The organism is Silvania hatchlandensis (assembly GCF_025564065.1).
Lineage (GTDB): Bacteria > Pseudomonadota > Gammaproteobacteria > Enterobacterales > Enterobacteriaceae > Enterobacter > Enterobacter hatchlandensis.
In genome coordinates this window covers 152,677-166,985 of sequence record NZ_JAMGZK010000052.1, presented here as the reverse complement: position 1 = coordinate 166,985, position 14,309 = coordinate 152,677, and the positions used below count along the sequence as shown (strand labels likewise).

General features: G+C 57.0%; 12 protein-coding genes. All 12 read left to right on the top strand.

Going from position 1 to position 14,309, the window contains the following annotated elements; translation table 11 throughout:
* The first annotated feature begins 3 nt into the window (after positions 1-3).
* The 12 genes from M8014_RS16445 to M8014_RS16390 all read left to right on the top strand — a co-directional run bounded on the left by M8014_RS16445 (position 4) and on the right by M8014_RS16390 (position 14,247).
* A complete protein-coding gene (locus tag M8014_RS16445) occupies positions 4-960 on the top strand; it encodes a hypothetical protein (RefSeq protein WP_271283469.1) in 957 nt (318 codons plus the stop codon).
* Between the two features lie 9 nt (positions 961-969).
* Positions 970-2,925 carry a vWA domain-containing protein gene (locus M8014_RS16440; RefSeq protein WP_271283468.1) on the top strand — a complete coding sequence of 652 codons (1,956 nt, stop codon included), beginning with the start codon at positions 970-972 and terminating at the stop codon, positions 2,923-2,925.
* Positions 2,925-3,611 (top strand): ABC transporter ATP-binding protein, encoded by a 687-nt coding sequence (locus tag M8014_RS16435; RefSeq protein ID WP_271283467.1) that lies wholly within the window; start codon positions 2,925-2,927, stop codon positions 3,609-3,611. The genes M8014_RS16440 and M8014_RS16435 overlap by 1 nt, the downstream gene beginning before the upstream one ends.
* Before the next feature lie 31 nt (positions 3,612-3,642).
* Positions 3,643-4,824, top strand: a complete 1,182-nt coding sequence (locus tag M8014_RS16430) for an ABC transporter permease (protein WP_272501447.1) — start codon at positions 3,643-3,645, stop codon at positions 4,822-4,824.
* Positions 4,814-6,349, top strand: a complete 1,536-nt coding sequence (locus M8014_RS16425) for an SUMF1/EgtB/PvdO family nonheme iron enzyme (protein WP_271283465.1) — start codon at positions 4,814-4,816, stop codon at positions 6,347-6,349. Before M8014_RS16430 ends, M8014_RS16425 begins: the two co-directional genes overlap by 11 nt.
* Positions 6,350-6,372: 23 nt before the next feature.
* A complete protein-coding gene (locus M8014_RS16420) occupies positions 6,373-7,077 on the top strand; it encodes a hypothetical protein (RefSeq protein ID WP_271283464.1) in 705 nt (234 codons plus the stop codon).
* A 10-nt stretch (positions 7,078-7,087) separates the two neighbouring features.
* Positions 7,088-7,570 carry a hypothetical protein gene (locus tag M8014_RS16415; protein WP_271283463.1) on the top strand — a complete coding sequence of 161 codons (483 nt, stop codon included), beginning with the start codon at positions 7,088-7,090 and terminating at the stop codon, positions 7,568-7,570.
* 56 nt (positions 7,571-7,626) lie between these two features.
* Positions 7,627-8,103, top strand: a complete 477-nt coding sequence (locus tag M8014_RS16410) for a hypothetical protein (RefSeq protein WP_271283462.1) — start codon at positions 7,627-7,629, stop codon at positions 8,101-8,103.
* Positions 8,104-8,114: 11 nt separating this feature from the next.
* Entirely contained in the window at positions 8,115-8,549 is a 435-nt protein-coding gene (locus tag M8014_RS16405; RefSeq protein WP_271283461.1) for an IrmA family protein, read from the top strand.
* Positions 8,550-9,594: 1,045 nt separating this feature from the next.
* On the top strand, positions 9,595-10,782 hold the full coding sequence (locus M8014_RS16400) for a TolC family protein (RefSeq protein WP_271283460.1): 1,188 nt from the start codon (positions 9,595-9,597) through the stop codon (positions 10,780-10,782).
* Positions 10,782-13,007, top strand: coding sequence for an ATP-binding cassette domain-containing protein (locus M8014_RS16395; RefSeq protein ID WP_271283459.1), 2,226 nt, complete (start codon positions 10,782-10,784; stop codon positions 13,005-13,007). Before M8014_RS16400 ends, M8014_RS16395 begins: the two co-directional genes overlap by 1 nt.
* A complete protein-coding gene (locus M8014_RS16390) occupies positions 12,997-14,247 on the top strand; it encodes a beta-barrel domain-containing protein (protein ID WP_271283458.1) in 1,251 nt (416 codons plus the stop codon). The genes M8014_RS16395 and M8014_RS16390 overlap by 11 nt, the downstream gene beginning before the upstream one ends.
* Positions 14,248-14,309 lie beyond the last annotated feature (62 nt).

The following is a 14,309-nucleotide window of genomic DNA, read 5'->3' as shown; positions in this document are numbered from 1 at the left end:
GACGTGATCAAACCCGAATTAAAACCCTTAAACCCCGTCAATCCTGGCTACGCCACCCTGCTGCTTAAGGGCTGGAAAGGCGGTACCGAGGGGGTTGAGATCTCCATCCTGCGCAACCAGGACAGCCTGTACCTCGACAGCCGCGGCGGTTGGGTGAGCGGTGAAATGTTCCTTGGCCTGCCCGCCCTGAGCCTCGTTGACGAGGTGCCCGCCGTGCAGGTTGGCCCGTCGTTTATCGACCCGCTGCTGGCAAACCGTCAGGCAGCGTATCGCATCACCATTAAAGACAGCTCGACCCGCGATGTGGGCATTCTGGCCATCACTGACGGCCTGCTCAGCTCCCAGGCAGGAGGGGAAAACCCACTGGCAGAGAACAGCCAGACGCTGGATGTCACGCCGCTCGCCCAGCCTGAGCCGGTGGTGGACGCCCCGGCAACAGAGACGGTTGTTGATGTGCCTGCGGCCCCCGCAAGCCGCAAAGCGCCGGTGGCCATTATCCTCGCGATAATCGCCCTGCTGCTGGCGGCAGCTGCCGCCGGATGGTGGTTTATGCGTACACCCGCAGGGGCCGACGCGCCCGCACCGGCCCCTGTTGCTGCCCCGGTAGCCAAAATCAGCGGCCCTTGCGGTGATGACCTTATGAACAGCGGCAACGCCATGGAATTCGTCAAAGGCTGTCTGCGCAGCCAGCCAAGCAGCGCCCAGCTGCTGGATGTGATTGCCAAAGCGAAAGCCGACAAAAAATGTGACGTCGCTCAACGCCTGTATGCCTACAAGGCGCAGTCCGGCGATAGCCAGATGGCAATGCGCTACGCGCATGAATACGACCCGAAATCCGCCCAGGCGGAGGGATGTTTCAGCCCTGACCCGCAAACGGCCAGCTACTGGTACGAAGCGGTGGTGAATCAGGATCCGCAAAACGCCGAGGCGAAAGCCCGTTTAGCTGAGCTGAAAAAATAGGACTAAGGAATGAAAAAGAGTTATGGATTCAGTGGCCTGCTGTGCGCGGTGGCATTAAGTTTACCTGCCCACGCCGCTGACACAAAGCCACTGCTACAGGAAGGTAAACACACCCTGTTCCAGCGCATACTCACCTATCCGGGCTGCCAGCTGGCCGCTAAAGCGGGCGAAGCGGGCAAAGAGCAGCCTGCGTTCAGCCGCTTTTATGTTTACCAGCGGGAAAAACAGGGCCAGGACGAGTGGTTGCAGATCGGGCCGGACAGTTTCGGCCACGTCTCTGGCTGGATGAAGGCCTCATGCACCGTGGACTGGAAAGTGCAGCTCACGCTGGCCTTTACTAACCCCGCCGGACGCCACCCGATGCTGTTCTTCAAAGAGAAAGGCGATGTGGAGTCGCTGCTGAACAACGCTAAACCTGCCGCCGCGCTTGAGCCGATGATCGCCAGTCTGAATCAGAAAAAACCGGTGCCGCAGGTGCTGGCCCGTGAGCCAGACTACATGGTCGATCAGCTGAAAAACTTCTACCTGCTTCCGGTTCTGGGTTCTGACGATGTCTTTACCGATACCGGTTTCCAGGTACGGGTGCTGAACGTGGCTTCAGTGAGTGAGAATGGCAGCGCCAACGCCCCTGCTAAAGCGACCGACGAGAAGAACATGATGAAGGGCTTCTCGGCATCGGTGGTGTTCGTGATCGATTCGACCATCTCGATGGGACCGTACATTGATCGCACTAAAGAGGCGATCGACAAGATCTACAAACAGATCGAAAAAGAGCAGTTACAGGACAAAGTGAAATTTGGCCTGGTGGCCTACCGTTCCAGCGTGAAGGCGGTGCCTGGACTGGAATACGATGCCAAAATGTATGTCGATCCTAACACGGTGAAAGACGGCAAAGATTTCCTCGCCAAAGTGCATGACCTGAAGCAGGCGACCGTCTCCAGTAGCAAAGTGGATGAAGACGCATACGCCGGGGTGATGACCGCACTGGATAAAGTCGACTGGACACAGTTCGGCGCGCGCTATGTGGTGCTGATCACCGATGCAGGCGCACTGGACGGCACCGATAGCCTCTCTTCAACCCATCTGAGTGCGGAGCAGGTGCGCCAGGAAGCGGCGTACCGTGGCGTCGCGCTGTACACCCTGCACCTGAAAACGCCAGACGGGAAGAAAAACCACGCCTCTGCCGCTGCGCAATATCAGGAGCTGACGCTTAATCCATTCCTGCATAAACCGCTGTACTACCCGATCGATTCAGGCGATGTGAACAGCTTCGGCACCATCGTCGACAGCCTGTCAAATGCCATTACCGCCCAGATCAAAACGGCCTGGAGCGGTGAAGAGACCGCAGGCAGCGCTCTGGGCGCCAGCCCGGAATACGCCGGTAAAAAAACCGATCCACTGCTGAGCGATGCCGAGAAACTGAGCAAAGCCATGCGTCTGGCGTACCTCGGTGAAAAGCAGGGCACGCAGGTGCCGCCGGTGTTTAAATCGTGGATTAGCGATCGCGATCTGGTAAATCAGAACCTCCCGGCCACCGAAGTCCGCGTCCTGCTGACCAAAAGCGAGCTGAGCGATCTGAGCGACGTGATGAAGAAGATCGTTAACGCCGCCAACGAAGGGATGATCTCGCCGGATGACATGTTCGCCAGCCTGCGATCGCTGGCCGCGACCATGGGCAACGATCCGAACCAGGCAAAAGGTAAAAATGCGACCCGCCTCGGTGAAATGGGCCTGCTGGGTGAGTACATCGAAAGCCTGCCTTACCTGAGCGAAGTGCTAAGCCTCGATGAAGAGACCTGGAAGAGCTGGGATGGCCTGGAGCAGGAGCGTTTCATTCGCCGCCTGAACACCAAACTCAACTACTACCAGCGCTACAACGAAGATGCCGATCGCTGGGTCGCGCTGGCACCGGACAGCGACTCGCGGGATAACGTCTACCCGGTTCCGCTGGAGAACCTTCCCTGATGCTCCACATTCGCGATATGGACATCCGCCGTGGGGGAGCTCAGGGCTTCTACGTCTCGCTGCCAGCGTTAACGCTCCGGCCCGGCGAAGTTGCGGCGCTGACTGGCCCCAGCGGCTGCGGCAAAAGCACGCTGCTGGAGATGATCGGGGCGATCCTGCGTCCCGGAACCCTCGGCGCCTATCAGCTGGGCGAGCGTGATATTGCCGCCCCGCTACTGGCCGAAGACGAGCCGGCACTGGCCGCTATTCGCGCCCGCGATTTGGGTTTTATGCTGCAACATGGTGGGCTGCTGCCATGGCTGTCGGTGATGGAAAACATCACCCTGGCGCGACGGCTGGCGGGCCTCACCACCCAATCCTCCTGGCTGGCGACGGCCATCGACACCCTGGGCGTACGTCACCTGCTGAAGAGCCTGCCTTCCCGGCTCTCCATTGGTGAACGACAGCGCGTGGCGTTTATTCGCGCCATCGCCCACCAACCGCGCCTGCTGCTGGCGGATGAACCGACCGCCGCACTGGATCCCGACAACGCCAGCCGCCTGTTTGCGCTGATCGTTGACATGGTACGGACTCTGGAGATGACCGCGATCGTCGTCAGCCATGACTGGCAGCGTGTTGATCAATTCGGTCTTAAACGTTACACCGCCAACATTGAGGAGGGGAAAAGTGTCTTCCTGCCCGGTTGACAGGCCTTCTGAACGCGGTCTGCTATGGCGTATGGCACTGCGCGATCTGATTCACGATCGCAAAGTTGCCCTGTGCATTATCTTTTCTCTGATTGCCGTGATTGCCCCGCTGCTTCTGCTATTCGGGCTGAAAAACGGCATCGTCAACCAACTGCGCCACCAGCTGTTGGACGATCCCCGCACCCGAGAAGTGCGGATTACCGGCAACGGAAATTACGATTTCAGCTGGCTGGAACGGCTGGCGGAACGCCCGGAAGTGGGCTTTTCTATCCCCCTGACCCGCTCGCTGAACACCCAGGCGGATCTGGTGCGCGATGGTCAGCACTTTGTTGCGGGCGCTGAAGTCATCCCCACCGGCAGCGGCGATCCGCTGTTGGCGGGCGTTACGGTGCCTCGCCAGGATCATCAGGTGGTGTTGAGCGCCAGCGCAGCCCGCCGGCTCGATCTCAAACCCGGCGAGTCATTCCGCCTGATGGTCAACCGAAAAGTTGAGGGACAAAACCAACGCGCGGCCTTCGCCCTCACGGTGAGCGGCGTACTGGACGACGCCCGGTTTGCCCGCCCAGGCGCCTTTGTCACTCTGCCGCTGCTGGTGGCGCTGGAGGACTATCGTGACGGCTACCAGGTGCCGCTATTACAGGTTAGCGAGGGCAAACCGCCCCGGGAGCGCACACGCTTCTCTCGTGCCCGCGTGTATGCCAGCTCGCTGGATGATGTCCCGGCGCTGGCACGCTGGCTGGAAGAGCAGCACATCGAAGCGGTCACCCAGGCGGCACAGATTGAGGCCGTGCAGGCGATCGATCGCGTGCTGGGCGTCATCTTCGGCGTAATCGCCTGGATTTCAGCGACGGGCTGCATCGCCTCGTTGATTGGTGCCTTTATCGCCAATATCGATCGCAAAAGAAAGGACATGGCGATACTGCGGCTGCTCGGTTTTCGCCGTCGCGCCGTCACCCTATTTATTGTTATCCAGGCGCTGTTCCTGACCGGGGTGGCGTTCACTGCCGGGCTGGCGCTCTATCTGTTGGGCAGCACATTGTTTAACCGGGTACTGGGCGCTTCACTGCCCAATCAGGCGTTTGTCTGCCACCTCGAACCCCTTCATTATTTGGCGGCGCTGCTGTGCGTGCTGGTGGTCGCACTCAGCGTTGCCGCGATCGGGGCATTACGCGCCTTGAAGATCGAACCTGCGGAGAGTTTACGTGAAATTTAAACTGGCACTGGGCCTGTCGTTGATCGGGCTGGGTTACTCCTGCGCAGTGCAGGCCACCTGGGATGAGAAGTTCTGGAACCCGAAACCGTTGGCAGACGATGTGATCTTGCCGATGCCGTGCGACGGTGCGATGGCGTTTCGCAAAGTCGCCATCCCGCAAAACAAACCGTTAGAAGATTACAACATCGTCCTCGGGCAGGAGGGCGATGAGTGGGGGTTCGTGGAGCAATCCCGGCAGGAGCATATTGCTGGCAGCTTCCCTGATCCGAAGAACAAAGGCCGCTATTACCTGATAGCAAAGTACGAACTGAGCGATTTGCAGTTCCGCGCCCTCTCTGGCGAGTGCCCGAAAGCAGACATCAAAGGCCGCCTGCCGAAAGTGAACATTGGCTGGATGGATGCGATGGCGTTCGCCAACCAGTACAACCTGTGGCTACGTAAAGAAAAGCTCGCCTCACTGCCAAAAGACGACGGACAGCCAGGCTTCTTGCGTTTGCCGACGGAAACCGAGTGGGAGTTTGCCGCACGTGGCGGGCTGGCGGTATCGCCGTCTGAGTTTCGCGATCAGTACTTCCCTATGCCGGAAGGGCTGAACGACTACGTCTGGTTTGCCGGAGCGCAGTCGGCCAACGGCAAGTTGCAACTGACTGGCCTGTTAAAACCGAACCCTCTCGGCCTGCATGACATTCTGGGCAACGTTGCTGAGATGATGTTTGAACCTTTCCGCCTCAACAAGCTCGATCGTCTGCACGGTAAAGCAGGCGGCTATGTGGTCCGGGGCGGCAGCTATGTCACCACCCAGGGGGATATTCGTAGCGCCCTGCGCGGCGAAGAACCTTACTACACCGACAGCGGCGAGAACGTGAGTAAAACCACTGGCGTGCGCCTGGTGATGGTCTCCACCACCCTCACCTCCCGCGATCGCGTGAAAGAGATCGAGAAAGAGTGGCAAGCCCTTGGTAGCGGACCAAAAACCGCCGCACAAGGCAAGGCGCCGGATTCGTTGCAAAACCTGAACGCCATCTCTGCCAAAGTGCAGGATGACGGGCTTAAAAAAGAGCTGGATAAATTGCGCGGCGAGCTGCGCGCCAACAGCCAACTGCGCGATGAGCAGCGCGACCAGGCCATTCGAACTTCGCTGCAACTGGGCGCATTCCTCTGCACCAAAATGAAAGATGACGGGGAGTTTCTCGAGCGTCTGAACCAGCTCTACAGCAAAACCTGCGCCGCCGACAGCCAGCTGGACGCCAACTGCGCGCGCCGCCAGGAACAGCTGGGTCAACACCAGAAAGCGCTGGATTTTATCTCCAGTTACTACGCTGACACGCTGGTTGATATGGGCTCCACCTACAACAAACCGCTTATCGACCCGCAGATTGCCGTGGTCCAGCAGCAGATGGCTGCGCGCGGGAAAACGAACCTGAACGGCTACCTGGACACCTATTGGAACAACCTTCAGGGCTACTGGAAAGATGGCAAAGTCGCGCGCGATGCGTGGCTGATGGCATGCAAAAAAAATAATTAATTTTGACAAGGAGATAGTAGGTAATGGTTACTTTTAAAGCATTACGCACAGCAGCAGTTGCAGGTCTGATGGTGGTTCTGGTGGGTTGTCAAAGCACGGGGAGCAGCAGTGGCGGCGGCGTAGACCCACGTCTCGCCAATAATCAGGATGTCGAGTTTTTTAACAAATCTGGCTGGCAGGCTTGCGCCGGCGGAGCGGCACTGGGTGCGCTGGCGTGTGCCGTCAGTAACTCCAGTAACAAAGCCGTGTGTATGGCAGCGGCAGCGGTTGCCGGTTGCGGCGTCGGGATCGGTGCCAACGCCTATCTGGATAACCAGCGTAAGAAGTATGCCTCGCAAGAGCTGCAGTTAGACGCGGCAATCAAAGATGTGGAAAGCGAAAACGCCCGTATTCAGAACGCCACTAACGTTGCCAAATCGGTAATCGCGTCCGACAAACAGACGCTGGCCAGCATTGAAAAAGAGATGGCCGCAAAGACCGCGAAAAAAGACGCGGTTCAGAAGCAGATTAAAGGAGTAGATGCCAATATCGCCTATCTGCGTAACACCATCACGGATATGAAAAAGCATGAAAAACAGTGGCAGGACGTCTCTGCGGGTATGAATAAAACCGGCAGCGACACTAAAAACCTTGACAGCAAAATTGCGCTGATGCATGACAAAATCGGCTCCCTTCAGGGCGAGCTGGATAGCCTGTACACCCAGCGTACCGCGCTGAAAGTGGGTTAAGGAGAGCAGAATGCGTTACTTACTGTTGGCCGTTGGCGCGCTGCTGTTGAGCGGCTGTGCGACGGATGCACGCGACTGCGACCCGACCACGGGCGATGTCAGTATCGTCACCAAATTTAACTGCAACTATTCCGGTACCTGGGATAAGCGCGTGGATGACAAACAGAACACGCTCGCGCACGAGCAAATTCTGAATGCGGAATTTAAAGCGGTTAACGAAGCCATTGAGAAAGAGAAAGCGCAGAGCAACGCCAGCGTTGCCAGCAAACGTCAGTCGCAACAGGCGCTGCAAAGCTCGCTGAATAAACTGGTGGCACAGCTGAAAACGAAAACCGCCGGACGCGCCGATGCGCAAAAACAGGTTGCCGACCTCGAAAAAAGTATCAAAGAGGCACAAAACCGACCGAGCGACTCTGTCATGCAAAAACAGATGGAGCTGCAAAAACTGCAGGGCCAGTTAGCCGATCTGCAAGCCACCCTGGCGACCCAGTAACGTGCACGACCTGCCGGGCACAGACCCGGCAGGTTTCTATTTCTCAGGAAAACACCATGAAAACAAAACTGATTGCCCTAAGCCTACTGGCAACGGCAACGCTCATGAACCAGGCCGTTGCGGCGCCGCCTGACCCTGAACTGCTTTTCAACTGTGATTTATCCAATGGCAAGGTGGTGGTCGTGCGACTCAATAACGACGTACCAACCTACTACTACGGTTCGATCGATAAAGTCGAAATGACCCTGCCCAAATCCGAAGGGGATAAGACCCAGGTTCGCGCCGGACAGGTAGCCTTCTCAGGCGGCGGTGCTTCCTATTACCGCTTTATTAATGGCGTATATAGCTATGTGGTGTACAGCGGCATAGGCAAAGGCTGGGAATTTACCGGCCTGAAGGTCTATAAAAACGCCAAATTGCTCATGAAAAAAGAGTGCACCAACGGCGGGTTCCTGACGCAGACTTATCGTGGAGAAAATCTGGTGCAGGAATCGGATACCGGCGACGACGGTACCTACGGATATGCCGATTAATGACAGGTCATATGATGAAGCAACCACTCAAAGTCGTTTCAATGCTGGCTGGCCTGCTATTTGTGGCACCCGCCAGCGCGCTGGAAATTTGGCACTCAAACACCGTATGGGCAAATCAGGGGATGTGTAGCGCCACCTTCATGCTGGACAGCGGTATGACAGAGGTGGGCCCGCTGGAGATTGGTGTAGAGCTGGTGAATGCTCAAGGCGTAGTCGTCGCCATCGATACGCTGAACGTCGATGCGTTTGGCGATTCGGAGGCAACCCGCTACCAGACATCCTATCTGGAAGGCGAAGCCGTCTGCGAGGATGACCTAACCGTACGCTTCACCTCCCTGACGTTGGTTTCAGGTCAGAACAAAAAAACGTTGCCATTACATGAGCTACAGATTCGAGCTTTCAAGCCCTTTATGCTCATCAATCAGCAAGAGGGCAAACAGAGATAGTCCCGCTTCAGTCGCAGATAGAGGCAAATTAGCCCCCAATGCACCCGTTGAGCATTAGCTGTATTTGAGATAAGTAGAAGTCATTGACGGTATTTTAATCGTTCCGTATCTGATATTAGGTTTTCTCGACCAGTAAATAATTAGTCGACGCATACATTATGGAGTTACCCAGGGGAGGATATATTTATTCAAAAACCTATAGCTACAGATAACCCCCCTAAAAGCAACAGCATATTTATTACACTGTTTGATAAAGATATATTAAAGCTGATAGCAATAGATTTAATAATACCCCTCTAACTTGTAAGTCTTAGACCGCAGGTTAGACGCCTTTTACCGGCGCCCATTCAAACTCTTTATTAGCCTGTCTAAATCAACTCAAAGCCCAATTCTCACCTCCTGGTTTCAACCGTACTTAACCAGAATCAAGTCACAGTTGAGGTTGCCATTAAGCGTCACGCCTTCTAAGGGGCCAGCGACACTCTCTTGCGTAATTGGACGAACAACCCTCCCACGCCACGGCCGCTTCCGGATTTGACCCATTATCCACTGCCACTTTCTGGTTCTGACCCATTATTCACTGACTTATCTAATGGCCCGCCGATAATATTTTTCCCTCACCCTGCGGATATTTGAGTTAAGTGAACTTATCTTCTTAATTAACCATAAATTACAGCTTTTATTACACGATTACACATCTTGACACGGATGTTGCCGATCGGTAATTATTACGTAAAGCAATAAGGTTTATCTTATTTCTTGTACGTTATTCCGGCCGTGCCATTTATCAACTCATTGTTATGTCGGGATATCCTGAGAAAAATCATGATCGGCGGGTCTTTTAATCTTTCTTAAATAAAGGTCTCTTCAGTCAATGGGGTTTCTTCCAGGTCGCTACGGTTGCCACATCCTTCCTGCAATCATACTTTCTTTACCCTTTGTCATTTCTGTGACGATGGCTCAGGCGAGGGCACCTTCGTCCCCCTCGCAGCATATTTCTGACGACACCTCGCCGGGCGGTTTGTTTGCCGCACTGCGGAGCACAATGCTCCATCACCCCGGTCTGGCCAGTCAGCAGGCGCTTGTGCGTTCCAAAGAGGCCAACGCCGACAGCGCCCGCGCGGCACGTTTGCCCACGCTTGGGGCCAGCGCGGGGACGGGGCAAATTTCGGGTTACAATGATTCCAGTTCCACCACGCTGAGCGTATCGCAACCGTTATGGGCGTTTGGGCGTATCGACAGTGCCATTGACTACGCCGACACTGACACCGTTGCTCAGCAAGCCACGGCCTGGGCTGCGCGTCGTGAATTGCTGGAAGAGACCGCAGTGGCCTACGCGAATGTGCAGGGTATACGCGAGCGTCTTACCGTTGCTGAAGCGAACGTTAACAACCATCAGGCGTTGCAAGAACAGATCCAGCGCCGTGCGCAGGGGGGACTGGCTTCTTCAGCTGATGTCAGCCTGGCGAAGGCCCGATTGTTGCAGGCACGTTCCTCGTTCGAACAGGCAAAATCGGACCTGCTAACCGCCGAATCCACGCTGTTATCCTTGACTCAGGAGCCGATCGCAAGCGATCTGCCGGTGCCTGGCAGCATCCTCAAACTGCCTGCCGCTCAGTCTATCCAGGAACAAATCCTTGCGCAGAGTGCGAGCGTGCGAGCACGCGAAGCGGGGGTCACGCTGGCCGAAACGGATGTGGAACGTCAGCGCACCTCATCGCTGCCGACCGTCTCCCTGCAAGCCTCTCGCAACGACTACTCGGGTATCCCCAACCAGAGAAATGACAATACGATCAATGTTGTTGTGACCGGCACGATGGAAGGTCTGGGACTGGTGAACCGCGGCCTGCAGAACGCGGCACTGGAGCGGGTGGAGTCCGCACGACAGGATCTGGCCCAACAACGCCACAGCGAAGAGATTGAGACACGCCAGTTGCTCGATCGGCGTGATGCTAACCAGACGCTGATAGCCGGTTATGAGCAGTCTGTCATCGAACTCAGCGACACGCTGGCATCGTTCCGTCGCCAGTACGAATCGGGCTACAAGAGCTGGCTGGATGTCCTCAACGCCGTGCGTGAATTAACCGAACAACAACAAGCGCTGGTATCGGCACGATCGGCATGGCGGGCCGACTCTCTGCGCCTGGCCGCACGCACGGGCCGTATGGACGATACCACTGGCGCCCTGCCCACGGGCACACAATTAGCTAACACGTCTGCGAGCCATCCCTGATGATACCTGTTCCTCTCTCTGAATTACTGGCCCTGCTGGACAAGCTACACGCCCCAGTGAATAAAGCGGCATTAACGCAGGCGTATGCGCGTGCGCAGACCGTTCCTCCGCTGACAGATCGCCCACAGGATCAGGTGCGCGGTTTACTGTCGGACGCGGGGATGAAAGATGTCCGGCTGGCGTTGCTTCCCTGGCGGCGATTTGATCCCCGCCATCTCCCGGCACTGATGTGGCACGAACAGGCATGGTGGCTGGCCGAACGTCACATTGAGGGCGGGAATACCGATACCCTTACGCTGACCCGTGAAGGTGCCGAATCCCGAACGCTGGCGCCAGACGACATTGTGACCGGTGCGCCGGGTACGGCTGCGGGTGACGAAACGGCGGTACTCTGGTTCAGCCTGGCTTCACATGTACAGTCAGAGAACCTCTCTGATAGCGAAAACCCGGCCATGCGCCTGGTCTGGCGAGAACTGTTGCGCGACCGCAGCTGGGTATTCCGGGTCGTGGCCGCCACGCTGCTGGTGAACATCCTGGCCATTCCCACATCGCTCTTCGCGATGCAGGTCTACGATCGCGTGGTTCCCACCCTGGCCTGGGCAACACTGACCACTCTGGTGGTGGGGATGGTGCTGGTTGTGGGGCTGGACTGGCTGCTTAAAACACTGCGTGCCCGCATCATGGACAGCGTTGCCAGCAGTGTGGATAAACGCCTTTCCCAGCATGTCTATGAACACCTGCTGCACCTGCAACTCGACCAGCAGCCCGGCAGTCTTGGCACGCTGGCCGCACAGGTGGGGGCCCTGGATTCGGTACGCCAGGTTGTCTCTGCCGGTCTGGTCTTCGGTATCGTGGATCTACCGTTTGCCTTTCTGTTTATCGGGCTTATTGGTTTGATCGGTGGGCCCGTTGGCTGGGTTTACCTCGGAATGCTTCCTGTCGCGCTGGCCCTTGGCCTGTATACCCGACTGCGCTTACGCCGCCTCACGCGCCAACAGATGCTTCGCAGCAACGAGCGTCTGGGCCTGTTAGTGGACAGTATTCGCGGCGCCGAGACGCTGCGCGCCAGTCATGCTGGCTGGCGCTTTGCACAAGACTGGCAGACGCTCAGTAATTCCATTGCGGGCTACAGCATTCAGCAAAAATCGCTTACCCAGTTCTGTACTAACACCACCGGCAGTCTGTCGACGCTGGCGTATGTTATGGGGATTGTGGTGGGAGTCTGGGGCGTCGAGGCAGGATATTTGACCACCGGGGGCATGGTCGCGTGCAGTATTCTGGGTGGTCGTGTCATCGGGCCGGTGAGTCAGGGCGTTCAGTACCTGATGCAGTGGCAGCAGGTCAGAGAAGCGCTGGATATGGTGAACAACCTGCTGCGCAAACCTACGGAGCGCCGCCCCGGACAGACCCTGTTGTTACCCGATCGCCTGCCACAACATATTGGTGTGGAAAAGCTGCGCTTCGCCTTTCCGCAGTCTCCGGTACAACAACTCAATATTCCCGCACTCCACTTTCACGCCGGTGAACGCGTTCTGCTGTTAGGGCCCGTTGGCGGCGGCAAATCGACATTGCTGAAGATCCTGGCCGGGCTGTATCGCCCCGGTGAGGGCCGCGTGCGTCTGGGAGATGCCGATTTGTGGGAGATTGATCCCCAGTTGGTCAGCGCTCAGGTTGGCTATCTGCCACAAGCGGTGCAGCTCTTCAAAGGTACGCTGCGCAGCAATCTTATGCTGGCGGGTGCCGTCAGCGACACCACGCTGACGGAGGTCACCCGCGATCTGGCGCTGGATCAGGTGGCTGCCGGTAATCCGCTGGGAATGGATATGGCCATCAGTGAAGGTGGCTCGGGTCTTTCTGGCGGTCAGCGCCAGCTGGTCGGCCTGGCACGTGTGCTGATGTCTCGTCCACGTATCTGGCTTCTGGATGAACCGACGGCCTCGCTTGATGGCGAAGCTGAGACACGGGTCTGGAAAGCCTTGCAAGCCAGGCTGCAGCCAGAAGATATCCTCATCGTCGCCACTCACCGTCCGATGGCTGCCGTTAATTTTGCCACCCGCGTACTGGTCGTGCAGGAAGGTACCGTCGTACGCGATGGTGCGCCAGACAAGGTGATGCCAGGACTGATGGCCCGCGCCACGGCCTCCCGGCCCACCGTTGAGGTAATGAACGTAAAAACACGTATGCCAGCAGCATCAAATTCAGCAGGAGTCCTTAATGGCCGTTGAACTGTTTGACGACGAGGTCGCTGACGCCGCGCGCGTGCATCGACTTGAAAACTACCACCGTAGCCGAATCTCCGCCGGGCTTATCTGGAGCATCGTCGCACTGGTGCTGGGTTTTGTCATATGGGCGATGTATTTTCACATTGATGAAGTCGCCCGGGCACACGGTGAAGTTATCGCCAGCAGTCGGGTGCAGATCATCCAGACCGTGGACGGGGGCGTACTTTCCGAGCTGCATGTCAAAGAGGGTGACCATGTTAAGGCGGGGCAGATTCTGGCTCGCCTCGATCCCACCCGCGTTGAGGCAGCGGCGGGTGAAGTGGACGCGCGTATCGTCGGTCTCAGGGCACGTATTGCCCGACTTCGCGCAGAATCAACGGGACAGTCAACTCCCCGCTTCCCTTCCGATCCCGGCCCGGCATTGCGCGAGCAGGCAGACATTGAACGTGCACTGTTTTTACAACGCCGTCAGAGCCTGCAGGAAGATATCACTGCCCTGCAAACTGCGGTGAATTTAGCCAATCAGAAGCTTAACCTGGTGAACGGACTTGAACGCTCAGGCGATGTTAGCACCAGCGAGCGGCTTAACGCGCAGCGCGATCTCAATGATGCCCGTGCCCGCCTGCTGGGTCGGCGCAATAAGTTTTTAGATGACTCGCGAGCCGATCTCACCAAGGCAGAAGATGAACTGAGCCAGACACTGCAACAGATGGCCGGCCGTCGCCAGCAGGTGCACGATACGGTCTTTACGGCCATGGGGCCTGGGATAGTCAAAAACGTCCGCGTCACCACGCTGGGTGGGGTATTACGTGCCGGGGATGAGATCATGCAGATCGTCCCGTCAGATGATGCCCTCATCATTGAAGCTAAGGTTCTGCCTGCTGATATTGCCCGCGTGCAGGTTGGGCTGCCGGCCACCGTCCGCCTTGATCCCTTCGATTACACCATTTATGGCGCACTGCAGGGGGAAGTGATTTATGTGTCGGCCGATACCCTTAAGGAAAACACACAACGTGGCGAGGAGATCTACTACCGCGTCCATGTTCGTTTGAAAAACCATGCAGAAGGTCAGTCAGACCGTCAGGAAGACGGACAGTTTGTGCGCAGTACGACGGGTCGCCAGCTGGACATCCTGCCGGGCATGACATCTCAGCTCGACATCCGTACCGGCGATCGCACGCTGATGGACTTTTTACTTAAACCTTTGCGTAAAACACTTAGTGAATCATTCCAGGAGCGATGACACCGCAGGTTGTCGTTGCACCCGATTTTCCTGTTCGCCCCAATTGGACATAACACACAATG